The organism is Paenibacillus sp. SEL1 (assembly GCF_054602535.1).
Genome location: NZ_CM137723.1, coordinates 5,133,295 through 5,154,480, shown reverse-complemented (window position 1 = coordinate 5,154,480; position 21,186 = coordinate 5,133,295). Strand labels below are relative to the sequence as shown.

Annotated in this window: 19 protein-coding genes and 1 riboswitch; of the genes, 15 read left to right on the top strand and 4 right to left on the bottom strand. The window is 46.0% G+C overall.

Annotated elements, in window-relative coordinates; translation table 11 throughout:
* Positions 1-40 precede the first annotated feature (40 nt).
* From ACYCSE_RS23515 to ACYCSE_RS23495, 5 genes are all read left to right on the top strand, one after another.
* Positions 41-1,198, top strand: coding sequence for an MFS transporter (locus ACYCSE_RS23515; protein WP_250261212.1), 1,158 nt, complete (start codon positions 41-43; stop codon positions 1,196-1,198).
* Positions 1,199-1,280: 82 nt separating this feature from the next.
* Complete coding sequence (locus tag ACYCSE_RS23510) at positions 1,281-2,006, top strand: phosphonate ABC transporter ATP-binding protein (RefSeq protein WP_459700204.1); 726 nt, start codon at positions 1,281-1,283, stop codon at positions 2,004-2,006.
* Positions 2,003-3,337, top strand: a complete 1,335-nt coding sequence (locus ACYCSE_RS23505; protein WP_323873410.1) for a hypothetical protein — start codon at positions 2,003-2,005, stop codon at positions 3,335-3,337. The genes ACYCSE_RS23510 and ACYCSE_RS23505 overlap by 4 nt, the downstream gene beginning before the upstream one ends.
* A gap of 1 nt (position 3,338) precedes the next feature.
* The gene (locus ACYCSE_RS23500) at positions 3,339-4,037 is read left to right on the top strand and encodes a response regulator transcription factor (protein ID WP_023988960.1); all 699 of its coding nucleotides are present in this window, start codon (positions 3,339-3,341) and stop codon (positions 4,035-4,037) included.
* Positions 4,034-5,464 carry a sensor histidine kinase gene (locus ACYCSE_RS23495; protein WP_023988959.1) on the top strand — a complete coding sequence of 477 codons (1,431 nt, stop codon included), beginning with the start codon at positions 4,034-4,036 and terminating at the stop codon, positions 5,462-5,464. The genes ACYCSE_RS23500 and ACYCSE_RS23495 overlap by 4 nt, the downstream gene beginning before the upstream one ends.
* Positions 5,465-5,544: 80 nt before the next feature.
* Here the strand turns inward: ACYCSE_RS23495 and ACYCSE_RS23490 are convergent, their stop codons facing one another.
* On the bottom strand, positions 5,545-6,771 hold the full coding sequence (locus ACYCSE_RS23490) for a glucose-1-phosphate adenylyltransferase (RefSeq protein WP_103049156.1): 1,227 nt from the start codon (positions 6,769-6,771) through the stop codon (positions 5,545-5,547).
* A 236-nt stretch (positions 6,772-7,007) separates the two neighbouring features.
* On the opposite strand from ACYCSE_RS23490, the gene glgB reads away from it, so the two are divergent.
* Both glgB and glgA read left to right on the top strand, forming a co-directional pair.
* The gene (glgB, locus tag ACYCSE_RS23485) at positions 7,008-8,930 is read left to right on the top strand and encodes a 1,4-alpha-glucan branching protein GlgB (RefSeq protein WP_459700201.1); all 1,923 of its coding nucleotides are present in this window, start codon (positions 7,008-7,010) and stop codon (positions 8,928-8,930) included.
* 21 nt (positions 8,931-8,951) lie between these two features.
* Positions 8,952-10,394, top strand: coding sequence for a glycogen synthase GlgA (gene glgA / locus ACYCSE_RS23480; RefSeq protein ID WP_459700200.1), 1,443 nt, complete (start codon positions 8,952-8,954; stop codon positions 10,392-10,394).
* An 86-nt stretch (positions 10,395-10,480) separates the two neighbouring features.
* Here glgA and ACYCSE_RS23475 read toward each other — a convergent pair whose 3' ends face one another.
* Both ACYCSE_RS23475 and ACYCSE_RS23470 read right to left on the bottom strand, forming a co-directional pair.
* Positions 10,481-11,551, bottom strand: a complete 1,071-nt coding sequence (locus ACYCSE_RS23475) for a glycine-rich domain-containing protein (RefSeq protein ID WP_459700199.1) — start codon at positions 11,549-11,551, stop codon at positions 10,481-10,483.
* Positions 11,552-11,590: 39 nt separating this feature from the next.
* Positions 11,591-12,769, bottom strand: a complete 1,179-nt coding sequence (locus ACYCSE_RS23470) for a M20 family metallopeptidase (protein ID WP_459700197.1) — start codon at positions 12,767-12,769, stop codon at positions 11,591-11,593.
* Positions 12,770-12,917: 148 nt separating this feature from the next.
* On the opposite strand from ACYCSE_RS23470, the gene ACYCSE_RS23465 reads away from it, so the two are divergent.
* From ACYCSE_RS23465 to ACYCSE_RS23455, 3 genes are all read left to right on the top strand, one after another.
* Positions 12,918-14,381 (top strand): ABC transporter substrate-binding protein/permease, encoded by a 1,464-nt coding sequence (locus ACYCSE_RS23465; RefSeq protein ID WP_254328507.1) that lies wholly within the window; start codon positions 12,918-12,920, stop codon positions 14,379-14,381.
* Positions 14,368-15,090 carry an amino acid ABC transporter ATP-binding protein gene (locus ACYCSE_RS23460; protein ID WP_459700195.1) on the top strand — a complete coding sequence of 241 codons (723 nt, stop codon included), beginning with the start codon at positions 14,368-14,370 and terminating at the stop codon, positions 15,088-15,090. The genes ACYCSE_RS23465 and ACYCSE_RS23460 overlap by 14 nt, the downstream gene beginning before the upstream one ends.
* A 234-nt stretch (positions 15,091-15,324) precedes the next feature.
* A riboswitch (cyclic di-AMP (ydaO/yuaA leader) is annotated at positions 15,325-15,493 on the top strand.
* 6 nt (positions 15,494-15,499) lie between these two features.
* Positions 15,500-16,168, top strand: a complete 669-nt coding sequence (locus ACYCSE_RS23455) for a 3D domain-containing protein (RefSeq protein ID WP_348619841.1) — start codon at positions 15,500-15,502, stop codon at positions 16,166-16,168.
* Positions 16,169-16,365: 197 nt separating this feature from the next.
* Here ACYCSE_RS23455 and ACYCSE_RS23450 read toward each other — a convergent pair whose 3' ends face one another.
* On the bottom strand, positions 16,366-17,175 hold the full coding sequence (locus ACYCSE_RS23450) for a polysaccharide deacetylase family protein (RefSeq protein WP_459700193.1): 810 nt from the start codon (positions 17,173-17,175) through the stop codon (positions 16,366-16,368).
* 305 nt (positions 17,176-17,480) lie between these two features.
* Here ACYCSE_RS23450 and ACYCSE_RS23445 point away from each other — a divergent pair, with 305 nt between their 5' ends.
* From ACYCSE_RS23445 to ACYCSE_RS23425, 5 genes are all read left to right on the top strand, one after another.
* Complete coding sequence (locus tag ACYCSE_RS23445) at positions 17,481-18,503, top strand: NADH:flavin oxidoreductase/NADH oxidase (RefSeq protein ID WP_459700191.1); 1,023 nt, start codon at positions 17,481-17,483, stop codon at positions 18,501-18,503.
* An 87-nt stretch (positions 18,504-18,590) separates the two neighbouring features.
* Positions 18,591-19,259 carry a PspA/IM30 family protein gene (locus ACYCSE_RS23440; RefSeq protein ID WP_013310486.1) on the top strand — a complete coding sequence of 223 codons (669 nt, stop codon included), beginning with the start codon at positions 18,591-18,593 and terminating at the stop codon, positions 19,257-19,259.
* A gap of 131 nt (positions 19,260-19,390) precedes the next feature.
* On the top strand, positions 19,391-19,798 hold the full coding sequence (locus ACYCSE_RS23435) for a DUF350 domain-containing protein (RefSeq protein WP_235309699.1): 408 nt from the start codon (positions 19,391-19,393) through the stop codon (positions 19,796-19,798).
* 24 nt (positions 19,799-19,822) lie between these two features.
* Positions 19,823-20,329, top strand: a complete 507-nt coding sequence (locus ACYCSE_RS23430) for a DUF4178 domain-containing protein (RefSeq protein WP_007432513.1) — start codon at positions 19,823-19,825, stop codon at positions 20,327-20,329.
* Positions 20,330-20,342: 13 nt separating this feature from the next.
* A complete protein-coding gene (locus ACYCSE_RS23425; protein WP_459700189.1) occupies positions 20,343-21,098 on the top strand; it encodes a DUF4247 domain-containing protein in 756 nt (251 codons plus the stop codon).
* Positions 21,099-21,186: the final 88 nt, after the last annotated feature.

The window sequence follows — 21,186 nt, the reverse complement described above, 5'->3', positions numbered from 1 at the left end:
GATTTTAATTATTTTATTTGTTCGATCAGGAGGAGCTAGGATGTCGTCGTCGTTACGGGTTCATTATTTTATTTTAATTGCTGTTATTATTGTTGCCGGATTATGCCAAGGTTTATTATTACCTATTCTGTCTATCTCGTTGGAACAAATGGGAGTTTCATCTTCACTAAACGGAATGAATGCGGCTGCCCTGTATATTGGTTCATTCGCAATGACGTTGGTGGCAGAACGGACATTGGGGTGGTTAGGGTTCAAAAAGCTGATGGCCGGAGGGCTTGTGCTAGTGCTCGTTACGCTGCTGCTATTCCCGCTAATCCCTGATATTCGGGTATGGTTCATACTGCGTCTGCTAGTAGGTATTGGTGACAGTGCATTGCACTACTCTGCGCAGCTATGGATATTGCTGGTGACTCCAGCAGAGAAGCGAGGCCGCAACATTTCCTTTTATGGTATGTCATACGGTCTGGGTTTTGCATTAGGACCATTGGGATTATGGCTACTCGATTATGGAATGCTGGTTCCATTCGCTGCGTTGGCCTTATTATGCTTGCTTGTTTTGCTGTTGGTGTTAATTAAGCTGCCGGACTCCAGACCGGAGAGGCTGGAGTCCGAGGCGCGTCCCACTCAAAGATTTCGTCGCAGCTACAGCTGGGCATGGTATGCTCTTTTGCCTGCATTTCTATACGGCTATATGGAAGCGAGCCTGAACAGTAACTTTCCAGTCTATGGCCTGCGTATTGGCTTTCATACCGATGAAATCGCCGCCTTGCTGCCGTTCGTCAGTTTGGGAGGATTAGTGCTGCAGCTACCGCTAGGGATATTGAGTGACCGTTGGGGACGTAAAAAGGTGCTAATGAGCGTAGGTATAGCAGGGGGAATGACCTTTATGTTGCTACCTTGGAGCGGCAATCATTTTATGTTGACTTTGATATTGCTGACCCTAGCAGGTGGTTTAGTAGGCTCCTTTTTCTCCCTCGGTTTGGCCTATGCCGCTGATCTACTGCCCAAATCATTTTTAGCAGCCGCGAATGTACTGGCATCCTTTCATTTTAATCTGGGAAGTGTGATCGGACCTAATATTAGCGGAGGGTTGCTGGACTTTGGAACTCAAGGCAGTATGTTTCTTGTCCTTGGAGGTAGTTACGTTGTTTTCGGATTGTTAGGTTTGTTTTCCAGAAAAAGAGTAACGGCGGTTTAAAACTGCGGTTTGCATGGTATTTGTTTCACATTTACTATAAAATATAAACAGTATTGATGGTGCGCAAAGGGGAATCACTTAGATGATTAAAATTCGGAAGCTGACCAAGCAAGTGGGGCCTGAACGGACCCAGCTACTTCGAGGAATTGATGCTGAAATTCATCAGGGCGAATTCATTGCCATAGTGGGGCCAAGTGGAAGCGGCAAAACAACGCTGCTTCGCTGTCTTGCTTTACAAGAGCCATGGGATGAAGGCAGTTTAATTGTAGGTGGCAATGATGTGCTGAAATCCGGGTGGACGGGCAAGATGAAAATAAAGCGGGAATGGGCATACCTGGAGCAAAACCCGCATCTAAATATGAATCGAACCGCTCTTAAAAATGTGCTCATTGGCAGATCCGGTCAAACTCCAATGTGGAGAATGGTGACGGGTATGGTGCGTTCCGACGATTATATGGGAGCGATGGACGTACTGGAGGATCTGGGTCTGCTGGATAAGGCGCATGATAAATGTGACAAGCTCAGCGGTGGCGAGCGGCAGCGGGTAGCGACTGCGCGTGCTCTCGTGCACGGAGCTAAAGTTATTTTAGCTGATGAGCCTGTAAATGGACTTGATCCAGCTTCGGCAGCGCATGTATTGGAGACCTTTCGCAAGCTGTGTTCTGACGAGCGGGTGACGATCATGACTGTATTGCCGCTGGAAATGGCTGAACGCTTTGCTTCCCGTATATGGGGGGTGAATGATGGTGAATTGGTGTTTGATATTCAGGGAAGACGATTGACACAAGCAGAAAAGAACAAATTGTGAAGGGGACGGCAAGAGAAGTGAATATAATGCTGTTAAGAATGGTGGCTGGCTGCTGTTCCTTGCTGCTCCTTGCTGGATTTTTAAGCGGCTGTAATGTTATTAGCGATCCCATTTCGCTGATGGAGACACCGACGATGTCTGACGAGAAACAGCAGTTGAATGGTGCAGTGAATACGCAGCTAGGGGCGGTACAGCCTTTAAGGCCGAATGACCCAGATGACCCGACGCCAATTCGGACGGGTGATCTGAACAATGATGGCACAGACGAAGCAGTGCTCTTTTATGAAACACCAGATGAGAGCGTAAAAATACATGGTGCCTTGTTTGAAGATCAGGGCGGAACGTGGGTAAAGAAGCTGACGTTTGATGGGGAAGGCACTGTGCTGGAGTCATTTAAGCTCGTGGATTTAACGAATGATGGAACACTCGATATTGTAGCGGGTTTTTCCAGCGGAGATAGTGGCGATGGCGGCGATCAGAAGGGACTCATCGTGTATTCCTATACCGGAGGAACTCTGGAGAAAATATATGCTACAGGTTATACGGACTTCGTCGTAGATGATTTTAACCATAACAAGATGGACTTGAACGGGGATAATTTGAATGATTTGACGATTATCACGCTGCGACGTAATGAATTCTTTACTGTTAAAACGTTTCAATTCAGTGGGGGAACCTTTAAGGAAATCGGATCGTTGGATTTGGACAGTCAGGTCTTAAGTGTCTATAATGTCGTTGCTGGCAAGGTAGCCGAGGGTAGGCAGGGGATTATTATAGACACCAAAATTGCCCAGACCACTACCGTTTCCAATGTTATTGTGATGGATCACGGCAAGCTCAGGAAGCTTAATCTTATGGATGTCACCTTCAAGGATGCGACCATCGCCAGTGGTGATGTGGATGGTGACGGCATTCTGGAATTTGGTAATTTGGAGAAGCCTAAAGGTTGGAGTAACAAGCCGCTGGATGAGGTTCCATATTTTGTGTCGTTCTATCAGTGGGACGGGGCGAAAGGGACGCTTTTTAAGCAGCAGCAGTATCGTGATTCTAATGAACAGGTCTACTTCAGATTACCGAAAGAGCTGCATGGCAAGGTGACTATTGATCCGAAAGTTTCGAAGAAGGACAGTTATTTGCGCTTCATTTTGGATGATACAGACAAAACGATAGCGGAAATTAAATTTTTCTCGTTGTCACAATGGGAGCGAAACAACGAAGGTTATAGCCAACTGTGGAGAACGAATGCGCAGGTCATTGGCATTAAGCGATCCAGTGAGCTGGAACCGCGTAAAACCATTAAAAACAAGATGGGGGAAAGGCAGGTAGAGTAGAGTGAGTAAAGTTTTAATCATGGAAGACGAGGAATCCATTCGCAGCTTTATCGTCATTAACTTGAAGCGTAACGGTTTTGAGGTGTTGGAGGCGTCGGAAGGGCATGAGGCTCTGAATATTTTGAACACGGTGCGGGATATTGATATTGCACTGCTCGACGTAATGGTACCCGGTATGGATGGTTTTGAGGTCTGTCGGAGAATCCGGGAAACGAATGAGCGCATCGGCATTATTTTTCTCACAGCGAAGGTACAGGAGCAGGATAAGGTGTATGCCTTGTCTGTAGGGGCCGATGATCATGTGAGCAAGCCTTTTAGCCCGACGGAGCTGATTGCACGTATTCAATCGTTATTACGTCGGGTGAATGTACATCGTGAAACAGCAGCCAAAGTATCCTTCCAATCCGGACCGTTCACGCTAGATTTGATTGCTAAGCAATTTAAGAAGAGCGGGCAGCTGATCGAGTTGACACCAACTGAGTTTTCCTTGATTCAATTTTTTCTCGAAAAAGAAAACACGCCGCTCAGCCGAGATGTTCTACTTGACCACGTATGGGGCAAGGAATATATGGGCGATCCGAAAATTGTGGATGTGAACATCCGACGTCTGCGGCAGAAAATTGAAAACAATCCTTCCGAGCCAGCTTTTTTACAAACAGTCTGGGGACATGGATATAAATGGAAAGGTCAGTCTCAATGATCAAAAAGGGGATTCGCCGACAGATTGTGCTTCACTATTTTTTCGTAGTGTTCTTGGCGCTTCTGTTAGTAGAAGTCATTTTTATGTTTGCACTCCGGTCGTATTATTACGACTCCATTTACAAACATATCGAAAGCCGTATCGAATCGGTAAGTGAATTTGCACCCAAATTCAAAGAGCCGGAACAGTCTTTGCAATCGTATTTGTTAAATACATTTTCTCTGCCCTTCACTGAACTGCAATTGCTCGATGAACAGGGAAATGTAATTGATAACTCGACGAATTTTGCAGCAGATCTAAGTGTGCAAACAAGTGATGTCACACAAGCATTAGCTGGAGATACAGGCAAATGGATCGGAAAGCAACCGAGTACGGGGCAGCAGGTGATGGCGGTATCTCAAAAACTGGACAATATCGTCGGAGACCAGGTGTATGTTATTCGGTATACGACTTCGCTGGAATTGGTAAATGATAAGCTGTTTACGATTACGCTGTTTTCTCTTGGCATCATGGCAGCTGTGCTGGTTATTGTATTTGTAGTCAGCACAGGGCTCGCGAATTCCATTGTTAGACCGATTAATAATATCCGCGATGTATCTGCTCAGATGGCTCAGGGGAGGTTTGATGCACGCATTGAAGGCGATTATCGTTATGAGTTGGGTGAACTGGCTTCGACTCTGAACTATATGGCACAGGAAATTGTCAGAACAAATCAAATCAAGGATGATTTTATTTCATCCATATCTCATGAATTGCGTACTCCACTTACATCTATTAAGGGTTGGAGTGAAACGTTAAATTCTGGCGGATATGACCCGGAAGAGACGAAAATCGGGATGAAGATTATTTCTAAGGAGACAGATCGGCTGATTGGCTTGGTGGAGGAAATTCTCGATTTTTCCAAGCTTGAACAAAATGCCATGAAGCTTGTGATGGGAACGGTGGATCTACGGGAGCTTTTACAGGAAATTATGCTGAACGTATGGGCTAAGGCAGAAATGAAGCAGATTAAGCTCCAGCTGGATTCGGAGGAAACGGCATATCTCGTCCATGGAGACGGTAACCGTCTAAAACAGGTGTTTTTGAACATTGTGGATAATGCTATCAAGTTTTCGCATGAAAGTTCGATTATTTTTCTGTCTCTTCAACGGATTGATGGCAATATTGAGATTTCCGTACAAGATACAGGGATTGGAATTAGTGCTGAAAATCTTGCCAGAGTCAGAGACCGCTTTTTCCAGGTAGACCACCAAAACGGTGGTACTGGACTGGGATTGGCAATCTCGCAACAGTTTATCGAGCGCCATCATGGTCAGATGCTCATCAGAAGTGAACTGGGGGCTGGAACTACCATTACGGTTTCATTACCTGCTCTGCAAGCAGAGCAATCCGTGGAACCATCACAACTTACTGAAGGACAGATTTAAAGCCTACTTATAGGTGTAATTAGAAAAACAGCCAGTCCTCTAAAATCGGGAGGGCTGGCTGTTTTTAATTTGGGGTAACGTTATGAAGTAAAACCTTCGGCACGCAAGCGTGTATTGCGCTCGTAAGCTTCTTTCAGCATACGTGTAGTTTGCGGTCGTACCGCCATTTTACCAAATACCGTTTCATTGGGTCCGATGACCATAATTTCGCCCGGGTTACCTTTAATGACAGCACCATCGCGAATTACAGCACCTTCACCGATAATCGCATGTTCAATATGGACGTTACGTCCAATGCGTGTGTCAGGCATAACGATACTTTCTTTAATGGCTGAACCTTTACCTACCTCGACACCACTAAATACAACGGAGCGTTCTATTCGACCCTCTACTTGGCAGGAATCATGCAACAAGCTGCCCAATGGTTGTGTTTGACGGTTAGGTACCTTTTGTGCGCTCAACCTTGTGCGGCGTTCACGTGTATACATCGGCCAGTCCTTGCGTTGAAGGTCGATCGCACAATCTTCGTGTAACAAATCCATGTGTGAATCCCATAGGCTTTTAACGGTACCTACGTCCTTCCAGTAGCCCTGGAATTCATAAACGTACAAGGATTCTTGGTCCGCCAACATTTTAGGTATGATATCTTTACCAAAATCATGGCTGGATTGAGCATCCTGTGCGTCTTCTAACAGGTAATTTCTTAAGTAATCCCATTTGAAAAGGTAAATCCCCATGGAGGCCAAATTACTTTCCGGTTTCTCCGGCTTCTCTGCAAATTCTGTGACACGCAGATCTTCATCGGCACTCATAACACCAAAACGGTGTGCTTCATCCCAAGGTACCTCCATGACAGAAATGGTAGCCGCAGCTCCTTTTTCCTTATGGTAGTTCAGCATTTCACGATAATTCATATAGTAGATATGATCACCGGATAAAATAAGCACATGCTCCGGATTTTGGCTGTCAATATATTCGATATTCTTATGAATAGCATCTGCCGTTCCTAAGTATTCAGCGTTACCTGTGTTATAAGATGGAAGCAGGGTAATTCCCTTGTCATCTGTTTTTGTAAGACCCCATGGTGTTCCATCCCCGATATGTTCGTGCAAGGATTCTGCCTCATATTGCGTCAAGACACCTACAGTATCAATGTCTGAATTTACGCAGTTACTGAGAGGAAAATCGATGATCCGGTAATGACCGCCAAAAGGTACGGCGGGTTTTGCAATCGTTGAAGTAAGGGGAGCAAGACGGCGTCCCTCTCCGCCTGCCAGCAGCATGGCAATGCATTCTTTATTAAACATTTCGTTTCCCTCCCGGTTTAGTTGTCAGTGTAGTACATACATAAACGGTATGGGGTACTCTTGAAACCATAAGGTATATAAGATTCCCCCAAAACTAAGGTTTATTTTTTTCCTAGTCATTTTTCTGTTCAATGTGGCTAGAATGGGGTAATAACTCAGGTCAGCTTTGACCCAAAAGCGAATGCATTACCGATTCATACATTTTTACTTACAAAACATATAAGGGTGGTGACGTGATGACAGACCAAACTCTTCCGCAACAGGCTATTTCATCGGAAGATATTTATTTGTTTCATGAAGGAACGCTTTATCACAGCTACCGATCTTTGGGTTCCCACCTTACTGTGGAGAACGGAGAACAGGGCGTCCGCTTTACGGTCTGGGCTCCTCATGCTCTCCATGTCGGGCTTGCTACAGATCGCAACAACTGGAATGGGGAACAGGATTCCTTATATAGGGTTCCCAAATCCGGTTTTTGGAGTCGTTTTTTTCCGGGGATATCCCAAGGAATTTTTTACAAATACGACATTACGGGTGCAAACGGTGAACGATTTCTGAAAGCAGACCCTTACGCGGTACGTGCTGAAGTGAGGCCAGCAACGGCTTCTGTGGTAGCTTCTATAGATGGTTATGCTTGGAACGATGCGATTTGGCGCCGAAAACGTAGAGCACCTTATGGAAAGCCTCTGCACATATACGAGCTTCATCTGGGCACTTGGAAGCAAAAAGAAGATGGTACGTTTTATACATACAGGGAAATAGCTGAGCTTCTTGTGCCTTATGTGACCGATATGGGGTATACACATATTGAGCTGATGCCGCTGAGTGAGCATCCGTATGATCTTTCCTGGGGCTACCAGCTTACCGGATATTTTGCACTCACAAGCCGTTATGGAGAACCGCATGATTTTATGTATTTGGTGGATCGTTGCCATCAGGCGGGAATCGGAGTGCTGATGGATTGGGTGCCAGCCCATTTTGCAAAAGATGCTCATGGATTAAGGCTGTTTGACGGATCGCCCCTGTTCGAATACGCGGATCCGCTGATTGCGGAAAAGCCCGGCTGGGGAACGCTGACGTTTGATTACAGCAAGCCGGAGGTGCGTTCTTTCCTGATATCTAATGCGCTATTCTGGATGGATGTGTACCATATTGACGGCCTGCGCGTAGATGCTGTGACAAGTATGCTACGGCTGGATTTTGAAAAGCAGGACGGTCAATATCGTTTTAACTCTAAAGGAGGCATTGAAAATGAGGAGGCTATTGCCTTCCTTCAACAACTGAATGAAACAGTATTCCGCTATTATCCGTATGCTCTGATGATGGCAGAGGAGTCCAGTGCCTGGCCGATGGTGACTTCCCCAGTAAGCGATGGAGGACTCGGTTTTAATTACAAGTGGAATATGGGCTGGATGAACGATACGCTTGATTATATCGAAACGGATTTCGATCAAAGGCCAGAGCGCCATAATTTGCTGACATTCCCCATAGCTTATGCGTACAGCGAGAATTTTACACTGCCGTTGTCGCACGATGAGGTTGTTCATGGTAAGAAGTCGCTGCTTGATAAAATGCCAGGTAGCTATGAGCAAAAATTTGCCGGGCTTCGAGCGCTTCTCGGTTACCAAATCACCTCACCGGGCAAAAAGCTCTTATTTATGGGAGGGGAATTCGGCCAATTTATCGAATGGAAGGATGAAGAGCAGCTTGACTGGTTTCTGCTGGATTATGACAGTCACCGTTCGCTGCACGCTTATACGAAAGCGCTGAATCATTTGTATATTCAGGAAAAGGCGTTATGGGAACTGGATCATTCGTGGGATGGATATCAGTGGATTGAAGCGGAGGACCGTGGGCAGAGCGTAATTACGTATTTACGTAAAGGTAAAAAGCCGGGAGATACACTGGTCGTGCTAATTAACTTTCAGCCCGTGCCCAGAGAAAACTATCGAATTGGGCTGGAAAAGGCCGGGAGTTATATCGAACTGCTGAACAGTGATCATAAGGACTTTGGGGGAAATGGCCAGCTAAATACCGGAGTGATACGGACAGTCTCCATTCCTTGCCACGGACAGCTTCACAGCTTGGAGGTGACCATACCACCCCTAAGCATCGTTATACTCAAGAAAGCGCCTCGGAGGTCTAAAAAAGCAGATTAAACACATAAGGAGGAAGCACATATGAACATTTTGTTTGCGGCAGCAGAAGCACATCCATTTATTAAAACAGGCGGGTTGGCTGATGTCATTGGCGCACTGCCAAAGGCACTTCGTCAGGCGGGGTGCGACGTCCGAATCATTTTACCTAAATATGCGGGGATTCCCGATACTTATAAAAAGTCTCTGCTTCCGGTAGCGGTGAAGCAAGTAGCCGTAGGCTGGCGTAATCAATATTGCGGAATAGAGGAACTGACATTAGACGGAATCAAGGTTTATTTTATAGACAATGAGTATTACTTCGGTCGTGACGGTATTTACGGTTATATGGATGATGGCGAACGTTTTTCCTTTTTTAACCGGGCGATTTTAGAAATGCTGCCTGAACTGAACTTTCGACCGGATATTTTGCATTGTCATGATTGGCATACGGCAATGGTTCCGCTGCTTCTGAATGCCGATTATCGACATTTGCCCTTCTACAGCGATATTCGCACGGTGTTTACGATACATAATCTGCTGTATCAAGGGGATTTTCCGTATGAGGTCTTAACTGAGCTGCTCAACCTGGATGGAAGCTATTTCACCCCCGAGGGTGTGGAGTATCATGGCAGACTGAATTTTATGAAAGGTGGGCTTACGTACTCGGATCATGTCACGACCGTGAGTCCAACCTATGCAGAGGAGATTCAAACAGAATTTTACGGATACGGGCTGGAGGGTCTGCTTCGTAAATTGGGAGATCAGGGTCGTTTAACAGGGATTGTGAACGGAATTGACACCAAAAGCTACAATCCTGCCACGGACAATCGTATTTATTCGAAGTACCGCACGAGTCTGACAAAGAAAAAGGAAAACAAAATTGGCCTGCAAAAGGAGTTGGGTCTGCCGGTGCGGCCAGACGTACCTATGATTGCCATGGTAACCCGGCTTGTAGATATGAAGGGGCTAGATCTGGTAACGAGAGTGCTTGATGAAATCCTGTATTATGATGATATCCAGTTTGTCGTGCTGGGAACAGGGGATCCGGCTTTTGAGCATTGGTTTCGTGAGGCAGCGGGACGCTATCCACTGAAAATGTCGGCGCAGCTCGCTTTTAGCGAACCTCTGTCACGAAAAATATATGCGGCAAGTGATATGTATCTTATGCCATCAAGGTTTGAGCCTTGCGGGATCAGCCAACTGCTGGCGCTTCGTTATGGAAGTATCCCTATTGTGCGAGAAACAGGGGGTCTTAACGATACTGTGCAGGCTTACAATGAGTCCACAGGGGAAGGAAACGGATTTAGTTTCACGAACTACAATGCACATGATATGCTGAACACTATTCGTCGTGCTGTTCATTTTTATCGCCAATCTGAGCATTGGTCGAAACTTACACAGACGGCTTTTGCAGGAGAATATAGTTGGGATGTTTCAGCTAAAGCGTATATGGATATTTACCATTTGCTAACAAAGACGGACTGAACAGAGTAGGAACACCATAGTCATGTTAATGAAAAAGGGAATCCCTTTAGCCAGTGTTTGGCTGAGGAATTCCCTTTTTGCTATGATCAGTCGCCCCCGCCACCACAGCTGCTTCCACATGAAGAGCCGCTGCTACACGAAGAATGACTACCAGAATCGCCTGAATCATGGTGAGAAGAGCCTCCATGATGAGAACTGTCATGGGAGGAATGATGGTGCGAGTGATGTGTATCCCAGTTCGAGCAACCGCTTGCCGAGCTACAGCCGGATGAGCTAGCTAATGCGGCATTACCTGTAGCATCAGGGTGCATGTGTACGGCAAATTGTTCAGGTTGATACCATGAATACCACACAACAGCTAATAATAAATAGTCGACCTGTAAATAGTTGACCTTAGGCAATTGCTTCCCCTCAGGATCATCCACCGCTTTATTCACCCGCTCACGCAGATGTTGTACAATCTTATGAACCGCTTGTTGGGTCTGATGTGAAATGGCTGTATTCTCCTGCGTATTCCAGCGGTCACCTGCTGGCTGCGCCGAAGTTGCGAGTTTATAATAGCGGGAAAGCTCGTCGTTCGGTAATGGATGATTAAAAAAAGTACCCCACAAACTGGCGCTATAGCGGTTCCAGCCAAAGCATTCCACATACAACCAGTCAAACCACGCCCGCTCCTTAGGCATCGGCTTAGAGCCGCCGGAATGGGGCGCATGGTGAAGCATACGACCAAAAAAAGCTTCCGAGAATTGCTGATATTCGCGGGTAAACATCAACATTTCGTGCCATAATTCATCCACATCACTACTGAACATAGGCACTCTATTCATAATCGCGCATAGCATAAAATATCGTTTTAGCTCATGCCAGCGCCAATCATATTCTTGGTCCGTCAGCTCTGGGTGGGCTTCCATTACACGACGCCTTACGCTTTGAGCATAGGAGGCGGGAATGGATTGCTCCAATAGCTGCATCAGCTCCGTAATCTCTAAATGACGCTCCTGCGCAATGGACGAAGGAGACGGGGAGCTGAGGAAAAAAGCATTCCGGCGCCGTGTTTTTCTGTTTCCCCGGTTCCTGTGTATTGCACGGAATATAAACCAAATAATGATGAGGTCAACCACAATAAACAACGTCCAAAAGCTATTCATACTATTCATGATGGCTGCTCCTTTCAGAAAGAAGACGGAATTAAGATTTTAGCTTTCGTTAATCAGCAGAGCGAATTCTTTTTTTATCTGGGCTAGCAGTCCAGGATTCGTGATTACATCGCAAGCAGTCCATGCCAAGGTTCTCGCAGCCAGCAGCATTCCTTCCATGGCCCGGTCCTGCATCGCCAAATCGCGGAATTCAGGTGTATGCAAGGCATGCTTCTCGTCAATAACTTGAATGTACGGATGGATAGCAGGGCAATGAAGCGATACATTTCCGATATCCATGGAGCCATGATCTTCACCTTCCGTTATATCTTCTTGCGAAATGCCAGCCTGCACCAAATTTGCGGTAAAGGCATCGGAAAGTACGCGGTTTGTGACCATTTCATCATAAGATGTCTCATAATTGGAGGTCTCAAAACGACATCCGGCCTGTAAAGCAGCTCCTTCAGCAATTTGAATAACACGGCGAGTCAGCGGGTTCAGTTCTTGACGTGTAGCGGCCCTCACATAAAATTGGGCTGAGGCATAATCAGGAATAATATTGGCTGCTTGCCCACCCTGATTAATGATCCCATGGATACGCACTGTACTTTTTACTTGTTGACGGAACGCATTGATGCCATTGAACGTTTGAATCACAGCGTCCAGCGCGTTAATGCCCTCGTGCGGGCTGGCAGCCGCGTGGGCGGATTGACCAAAAAATTCGAATTGTACAGCATCAATCGCCAGCGATTTGCCTGATTTTTCGTAACGGTCATAAGGATGCGTCATAAGTGCTATGTCGCAATCATCAAACAACCCGGCAGCGGCCATCGGGACCTTTGCACCGCGTGTTTCTTCGGCAGGTGTACCATATACCCGTACTTCTCCACCGGTTTCGTCGATGATCGACTTGAGGCCGACGGCAGCACCGGTACTCATCATACATATCAAATGGTGCCCACAGGCGTGTCCTAGACCTTTCAGAGCGTCATATTCTGCCAGAAAAGCGACAACCGGTCCGGGTTTTGCAGATTTGTAAGTTGCAATAAAGGCTGTTTCTATGCCCAATACGGGTGCCTGGACCTCAAAACCGTGAAAAACCAGTTCTTCTTTTAAACGGGCAGCGGCCAGAAATTCCTCGTTACCAAGTTCAGGATTTGCGCCAATATATAACGAAATGTCCTTAAACCGTGGGGCATGCTGCTCAATTGTCTTTTGAATGGTCTGTTTAAAATCCATGCTGAAAACTCCTTTATATAAACTGTAATGTAGGTACTGCGTTAGGTATGCTGAAATTGTACGATAACATTCATTGCATAATCATGCATATTCATTTATAATGACACAATCTTATTTATTATAAAGAATTTAAGGAGAGAAAAAAAGATTGAAAAAGGCATATCGTTTTACCGCCCTGGTTTTGTCGGCGGTTATCTTGCTGTTGACTGGTCTTCCCATGCTCACTGCATACGGAACGGAAGCAAAGCCACAGAAAAAACTTGTAGTGGGCATGAGTGCCGACTTTCCGCCGTATGAGTTTCATAAAGTCATTAACGGTAAGGATACCATTGTTGGGTTCGATGTGGATATCGCCAAGGAAATCGCCAAAGATTTGGATGCGGAGATGGTCCCTGAGGACATGAGTTTTGACTCTTTGCTGCCTGCTTTGCAAAGTGGTCGTGTAGACTTGGTACTGTCCGGTATGACACCGACGGATGAGCGGAGAAAGAGCATTGATTTTTCAGATGTATATTATCGCTCCAAGCAAGTCATTATGGTACGTCCAGAGGATAAAGACAAATATCCTACGATGGATGCTTTGAAAGGCGAGAAGATTGGCGCACAAAAAGGGAGTATTCAGGAAGAAATTGCTCAAAAAGTGCCCAATGCCACTGTAACCTCACTGGACAAAATATCCGATCTGGTACTCCAGCTGCGGACCCAGCGTATCAACGCTGTTGTGATCGAAGATACGGTTGCTAAAGGATACACGTTAGATGGTACCGTAACACTTGCCAAGGCCGTGCCTGAGGATGCCGGAGCAGAAACAGCTGTAGGTATACGCAAGGGGAACGCAGAATTGCTTGCCTCTGTAAATAAAACGTTGGCTCGCCTGAAAGCGGACGGGTCGATTGAGAAGTTTTCCACAGAAGCGAGCGCGCTCTCTGCAGATCGACAGGTTTCTTCTAATAACATTGTAGATATTTTTTGGAAATACCGCAGTTTTTACGCTACGGGTATCGGCTACACTCTGTTGCTGTCTGCACTCGGAGTACTGTTTGGATTTATCATTGGTCTGATCGTATCCTTGCTGCGGATGAGCGGTATACGCATCATTGAGTGGTTAGGTACCACTTATGTGGAGATCCTGCGTGGCACACCTATGCTGGTACAACTCATGATCATTCACTACGGGGTTGCTTTGACGCTGGGTGTCAATTTTACCCCACTCCAGTCTGGTATAATCACATTGTCTCTGAATAGTTCAGCATATCTGGCTGAAATTTTCCGGGCAGGTATCCAGGCAGTAGACCGTGGACAGATGGAGGCTGCTCGTTCGTTGGGTATGGGACGCGGTAAAGCTATGCGTCATGTCATTTTGCCGCAAGCGTTTAAATCTATTTTGCCTGCTATCGGTAATGAGTTTATTACGATCATTAAAGAATCATCCATTATTTCGACCATTGGGATGGTGGATATTATGTATCAGGCCCAGGTCATTAAGAACATCACCTACGAAGGATTAAGTCCGTTCATAATCGCAGCCGCTATTTATTTTGTAATGACATTCAGCTTGTCTAAGCTGCTGGGTTTATGGGAAAGGAAGTTGAGAGCCAGTGATCACCGTTAAACAACTGCGTAAATCGTTCGGTAAGAATGAAATTTTAAAAGGCATTGATATAGATATCGCCAAAGGTGAAGTCGTCGTCATCATCGGCCCCAGTGGTTCGGGGAAGAGTACGTTTTTGCGTTGTATGAATCTGTTGGAACAGCCTACAGACGGGGAGATTTTGTTTGAGGGCGAGCCGATTACAGCTCGTGGCCATAATATTAATGTAACCCGGGAGAAGATGGGGATGGTGTTCCAGCATTTTAATCTTTTCCCGCATAAAACAGTGTTGCAGAACCTGACACTTGCCCCAACACAGGTTAGAAGACAGTCAGGGAAGGAAGCGGAAAAAATTTCGCTAGAACTCTTGCGTACCGTAGGGCTTGAGGATAAGAAGAATACCTATCCGAACCAGCTATCCGGAGGACAGAAGCAACGTATTGCGATTGCGCGTGCTTTGGCCATGCAGCCGCACGTAATGCTGTTCGATGAGCCGACTTCTGCATTGGACCCTGAAATGGTTGGAGAGGTTCTGGATGTAATGAAGAAGCTCGCCGAAGGCGGCATGACAATGGTAATCGTGACGCATGAAATGGGCTTTGCCCGCGAGGTAGGCGATCGAATCATCTTTATGGATAACGGTCAAATTGTGGAGCAAGGTACACCAGAGCAGGTATTTAACACTCCAAGCCATGATCGCACCCGTGATTTTCTTGCCAAGGTATTGTAAGGAAGTGCTGATATAATCTATAAAAAAAGCCCTCCGTTTGACGGAGGGCTTTTTTTCTTTTTGTCACCATTTCCCCATACTTTCGTAACAAATATCGATTTCTTGATGACAAAATTGTAATGAGTGTAGTATGATGTTCAAGGTTCCCAACATTTTCATGCGGATAAGGTTACAAAATTGTGATATTATGCAGTAAGCCAAAACTTACCGGGACAGCATGTGGTTATGACAACCGCTGAAGCTGGGCCCAAACTATGGGAAGTGCGGGGGACGTAACAACGGCAGTCATTCCGATACGTCATAAGACGATGTGGAATATGCCTAGGGGTGAATTGCACAAGCATAGGGCTTCTCCTGAGTCCGAATCCGACAGCTAACTTCGCAGGCATAACAGAGGAGGTACATATCTTTGAAACATCTAAAACATATTGGTAAAACGATGAAATTTGCGGTGCTTGCCGCAGCTATTGCAGGGTTGGCACAGACAGCTGGAGTAGCGGATGCTGCTTCGCTTCACACTGCCAAAGAGGGCGATACCTTTTTTTTGCTTGCTCAACGTTATGGAGTATCGGTAGACGAGCTAACGAAGGCGAACCCAAACATTGCCTCCAACAATATATATGCAGGTCTGCAAATTAAGGTGCCTGGCGAAAATAGTGTGAAGGCAGCTTCGGATTCGAAGCCGCAGCTTCTTACGGAGAAAGCACCAGCGAATGAGGGGCCAACGATTGAAGCGTGGGGCAAAACATTCAACTATAGCAAAATAGTTGACGTTAAGGCTTCAGCGTATTCTGCCGCAGCCGACGAGAATGGTAAATGGGGAGCAGTGGACTACTACGGCAATCCGCTTAAACTAGGTACAATTGCGGTAGACCCGAACGTCATTCCGATGGGCACGAAAGTGCTGGTTACAGGCTATTCCCACCCAGGTTTGCCGGATCATTCTTTTGTAGCTGTCGCTCGCGATCAGGGCAGCGCCATTACAGGAAAGCGGATTGATATCTTTATTCCTGGCAACAAATCATTTGTGAACGACTTTGGATTTCAAAATGTGAAGCTGTACGTTATTGATAAATAGCATTGTACGTATATACGATTTAATTTACATAATATATATTATGTAAACTTAATGTCTGTATCCTACCGCATATAACTAGGTCGGACTCTTATCAGGTCGTATCCATAAAAAAGGCTGTCTTGACGAGCAGAAAACTTCTGCTGGTAAGACAGCCTTTTTACGTTGCTTTAGCTTGCAGCTCAATCATAAACATATGGTTATTTCCGTTCCGATGTGTGGAGTAGCCGGGGGACTGTCACAAATTTGTAGCCCTTAGCTTTTAGAGAGTGAATTAGACCCGGCAGAGCTTGGACAGTGCCTTGCAAGTTGGAACTTTGACCTCCACCTGCGTGCATTAAAATAATAGAGCCAGGCCCGGTAGCTGGGATCACATTGCGCTGAATTTGTGTTTTACTTAATCCCTTCCAATCGAGAGAGTCTACATTCCAATTGACAATCATATAGCCATGACGACGTGCCCATTGGATTTGAGGCTCCGTGATTTCACCGTAGGGTGGACGAATCAACTTGGGGCGAAAACCTGCGCTGGCTTGTAAAATACGTTCTGTTTTTGTAATCTGGTTGCGAAAGCGTTCTGGTGTGGCCTTCCTAAAATCCGGATGAGTATAGGAATGGTTTCCTATAGCATGGCCTTCACGGATAATACGGCGTATGATCCCCGGATGCTTTTCCGCACGGTGACCGACGATGAAAAAGGTGGCTTTGATGCCATTGGCGTGTAATACGTCCAAAACCTGCGGCGTATACCTAGAATCGGGCACATCATCAAAGGTTAGGGCAATTTGGCGGGTGTGTGGGCCGCACATTTTAAAAATGTCTGCATGTTTTTTACGCAGCATTGCTAATGTAGGAGTTGCTCGATCTGTGCTCTGTTGTACAGAAGAAGAAGCAACAGCTGCTTCCTTGGGATGGGGCGTTCCGGTGTTGGGAGGCGCATCCGCGTGAACGGGTAAACTTGAGAATGCTAGTAACAGTGCCAAGCATGGCAACACTCCCCTGTACGGCATATGTATCCCCCCTTTCCGTGCAGTGGTACCTAGTGGTGCTCTCGACTATTATGTACCTGTCCTATTAAAAATATGCTGGTAACCAAGTTCGGCTCATAAACGACTGGAATGAAGTCCACGATGAAACGATTATCAATGAAGATGATGGAGCTAAACGTACATATTCTCTTAAAGATGACCGAAAACAGGAGCATTTTCGCAAGTTTTAGCCTTACAACGAATTCGGTATACTGTGACAGCTGGTGTATAATGGGGATGCAATTCATAATTATACAGACATGGAATTGAAGGAAGGATGGATAAAAGTGACCGACTTGTTTACTCCTTATCAATTAAAGGGGCTTTCTTTAAAAAATCGGATTGTCATGCCCCCGATGTGCCAATACAGCGTGGAGGCCAAGGACGGAAATCCAACGGATTGGCATCATGTCCATTATGTGAGCCGGGCAGTAGGAGGCACTGGACTTATTATTGTGGAAATGACAGCGGTCCATCCAGATGGACGTATTACGGATCGTGATTTGGGTATTTGGAGTGACGAACATATTCCTGCATATCGTAAGATTGTAGAGGAAGTTCACAAGTATGGTGCCAAGATTGGTATTCAACTAGGCCACGCTGGACGCAAGGCTGAAGATGCTGAGCAACCTGTAGGTCCGTCCACGATTCCTTTTAGCGAACGCTTTAAAAAGCCGCACGCCTTAAAGACAGCTGAAGTCAGGGAATTGGTCCAGGCATACAAAGAAGGCGCGCGCCGCGCGGTGGAAGCCGGTTTTGATACGGTTGAGATACATGGCGCTCACGGCTATCTGATCCATCAATTTCATTCGCCTTTAACAAATACCAGAGAAGATGAATATGGGCAGGATTTGTCACTGTTCGGTGTTGAGGTCATACATGCTGTTAAAGAGGTTCTTCCTTCTGATATGCCTGTGCTTATGCGGATATCTGCCAAAGAATACGTCGAGGATGGATATAATGTGGAATACATAACAGGCGTAGGGGAACGATATCGTGATGCAGGTGTGGATATTTTCCATATATCTTCTGGTGGTGAGGGTCCGATTGGTTCTGGCGGAGGCCCGTCTGCGCGTGCCGGCTATCAGGTGGATTTGGCTCATACCATCCGTGAAAAGCTGAATGTACCTGTGATTGCTGTTGGCTTACTGGATGATTATGAGGACGCCCGCCGGGTTGTTCAGCAGAAAGAAGCTGATCTCGTAGCAATAGGGCGTGCCATGCTGCGTGATCCCTATTGGGCGCTGCATGCATCGCGGGAGCTAAAAGTACAGGCCGACATCCCAGAGCCTTACTTGCGCGGTTTTTAGATATTTTTGAAACCCTCTTTGTAAAGCTTGCGTAAACATGTGTACAGAGCTTAAAATTTAAGCATTCAACTCTAGGAGGAACTTCACATGTCTATTTTCAAACGATTAAGAGATCTTACGATGTCCAACATTAACGCCATTATCGACAAGGCAGAAGATCCAATTAAAATGACGGATCAATACATTCGTGATATGCAAGAGGACCTGGAAGATGCAGAGAAAGCGGTAGCCGCTCAAATTGCTATTGAAAAGAGGTTCAAACAGCAATACGAAGAACAGGCTGCTTTGGTAAAGAAACGTGAAGAACAGGCACATACCGCTGCAAAAGCACAAAATGTAGATCTGGCCCGTCGTGCGCTGGAAGAAAAGAAATCTGCTGAACAAAAAATGAACGAGTTCAAAGCTGGTTACGAACAGAACAAAGCTGCAGCCGATAATCTACGTGGCAAGCTGGATGAAATGCGCAGACAGCTGACAGAAATGAAAAACAAGCGTGAAACACTGGTTGCCCGTTATAATGCAGCTAAAGCGCAAACCGAAATTAACAAAGCTATGAACGGTTTTAGCTCTGATACGGCAACTGCCGGATTGAAGCGTATGGAAGAAAAAATGTTGCAAGCAGAAGCACGTGCCGAAGCGAGCAACGAAATGTCCTCTAAGGAAAAATCGTTGGATGAGGAGTTCAAAGAGCTGGATAAGAAAAGCGCCGTGGACGATGAGCTTGCCGCTTTGTTAAAGCAATACGAAAATAAATAAGAACATTTTAGCAATGCCACCAAGTGTGATTGCTCAGGAAGCGAAGGAGAAACGTTTTCTCCTTCGCTTTTCCCTGCCTGGAAGCGTAAAACATTATATGAAGGTCAAGAAGATGTGGAGGATGGTATGAAATGCATTTTTTAGAAACGATGAAAGCAATGCTTGTATGGACTGGTGCGGGGGCTATTTTGATCTTCGTATTAATGTATGTCGACTCTTTATTTACGAAGTATAAGGATTTTGCCGAAGTGAAAGCTGGAAATATGGCCGTAACGGTACGAATGATTATGAAGCTGGTTGCACAAGGCTATATTTTGTCAGGGTCTATCGCTACAGCTAATAATTTGCTCGAAGCGCTTGTGTATTCTGTGATCGCCTTTGTCATCCTGCTTGTTTTGGAAGTTATTGTACGTCTGCTGTTGCGGTACTGGGCTCAGTTTGACCTGGATAAAGGTACACAGGAAGGTAAAATTGGTTTCGGTCTGTTTTCAGGAGCGCTGCATCTAGTTGGCGCCTTGATCATTACAGCATGCTTCTAGGCTAAGAAAGGCAGGAATATAACCATGGGTGTGTGGAAACGAATTTCAAATCTATTTGCTAAGCCGGAGCCGCCAAAAGCAGAGAAAAGCATGCTTCACTTAAATCCAGGTGATATCTGTGAAGTGTCGCTTGTTACCTATGAAGTGGTAGGTCGTGTACATAATCGTGCCCGGAATGCCGTTGTTTTGACGCTTCAGGATGGTAATCAAGTCAGTTATCTTCATATTGAGGAACGGGAAACACTGCAATTCGGACTATATCAGGCCATCGACGGCAGACTTGACAACCCTGAGGAAGTGCCGACCATTTTAGAGCTGGATGATACAACGTATCATTTGGAGGAGCAGTATTCTGGGCATGTTACCGTCATGGGCCGTGCTCCTTTCCGACAGGGTGGAGAGCAGCATGTTTGGCAGTACCAGTCTGATGATTATCATCTGTTGCGGGTAGAGTGGCAGGACGGTCGCTTTATGCTTTATGAAGGAGAAGAAGTGATTACCGGAGACGTCAAGGTTATTCGGGCAAGCTAGGAGAGGGTTACACATGAGCAAACGCACCTGGCAGTATGCATTAAAGATCATGGTGGCGCTGAGCTTGTTCGTATCCGTGTTAAGCGGCTGCGGCGCGCCAAGTGTAAAAGATACGTATCCGCTGGAATCGGTTAGTGGCAGCGGAAACTCGACCTCGTATGTATACCGGGCAGCTGGCAAGACAGTTCCGGAAGTAGCGGAGGAATTGAAAGAACAGCGTACACCGGAACAAATGTCACCGCAGAGCAATGAGCGGATGTTTCTGGTATATAGCAATGAGTGGTACCATTTGCAGCAAGATCCAGCTAAGAAGGAAGATACACTCATTGAAATTGACAGTAAAAAGTATGTCGAACAAAATTACAGTTCAAGTTTTCTAAAAGGATACTTAACCGCAACTGTGCTGGATGCTCTGTTTGATTCGTTGCGTGGTTCAGGCTCCTATCGGGGCTACTCCAGCAGGGATGTATACCGACCTTCTCAGGGCCAATATCGTGCCCCTACGGTGCAGGAGAAAAAGGCGATTCCGCCGATTACGGTGGAGCGGAAAGGTTCGGTTACCCGTAGAGGAAAGAACTCGGATTCTAGCGTTGGGTCAAGCGGAAGTTTGTTCGACAGAGGGTCCAGCAGTTCACCGAGCAGAGGCTCGATTTCACGTGACCGGAGCGACAGCGGCGGTTCCAGCATATTTGATTCGCCGCGTAGATCTTATAGTAAGCCCAAAACACGTAGCGGTTCAGGTAAAATCAGCCGACGAAGTCGACGATGACAGGTATCGTCAATTTATTTGAAAACAAAAGATTCGCGGAACTGTGGTACAGATGCACAGTTCCTTTTTTTATTTTTAGAGATGACGT

Bases quoted from the DNA above. Each gene is read 5' to 3' on its own strand.
- ACYCSE_RS23515 (WP_250261212.1), top strand. From the start codon at position 41: ATGTCGTCGTCGTTACGGGTTCATTATTTTATTTTAATTGCTGTTATT.
- ACYCSE_RS23510 (WP_459700204.1), top strand. From the start codon at position 1,281: ATGATTAAAATTCGGAAGCTGACCAAGCAAGTGGGGCCTGAACGGACC.
- ACYCSE_RS23495 (WP_023988959.1), top strand. From the start codon at position 4,034: ATGATCAAAAAGGGGATTCGCCGACAGATTGTGCTTCACTATTTTTTC.
- ACYCSE_RS23490 (WP_103049156.1), bottom strand. From the start codon at position 6,771: ATGTTTAATAAAGAATGCATTGCCATGCTGCTGGCAGGCGGAGAGGGA.
- glgB (WP_459700201.1), top strand. From the start codon at position 7,008: ATGACAGACCAAACTCTTCCGCAACAGGCTATTTCATCGGAAGATATT.
- glgA (WP_459700200.1), top strand. From the start codon at position 8,952: ATGAACATTTTGTTTGCGGCAGCAGAAGCACATCCATTTATTAAAACA.
- ACYCSE_RS23475 (WP_459700199.1), bottom strand. From the start codon at position 11,551: ATGAATAGTATGAATAGCTTTTGGACGTTGTTTATTGTGGTTGACCTC.
- ACYCSE_RS23470 (WP_459700197.1), bottom strand. From the start codon at position 12,769: ATGGATTTTAAACAGACCATTCAAAAGACAATTGAGCAGCATGCCCCA.
- ACYCSE_RS23450 (WP_459700193.1), bottom strand. From the start codon at position 17,175: ATGCCGTACAGGGGAGTGTTGCCATGCTTGGCACTGTTACTAGCATTC.
- ACYCSE_RS23440 (WP_013310486.1), top strand. From the start codon at position 18,591: ATGTCTATTTTCAAACGATTAAGAGATCTTACGATGTCCAACATTAAC.
- ACYCSE_RS23435 (WP_235309699.1), top strand. From the start codon at position 19,391: ATGCATTTTTTAGAAACGATGAAAGCAATGCTTGTATGGACTGGTGCG.
- ACYCSE_RS23430 (WP_007432513.1), top strand. From the start codon at position 19,823: ATGGGTGTGTGGAAACGAATTTCAAATCTATTTGCTAAGCCGGAGCCG.
- ACYCSE_RS23425 (WP_459700189.1), top strand. From the start codon at position 20,343: ATGAGCAAACGCACCTGGCAGTATGCATTAAAGATCATGGTGGCGCTG.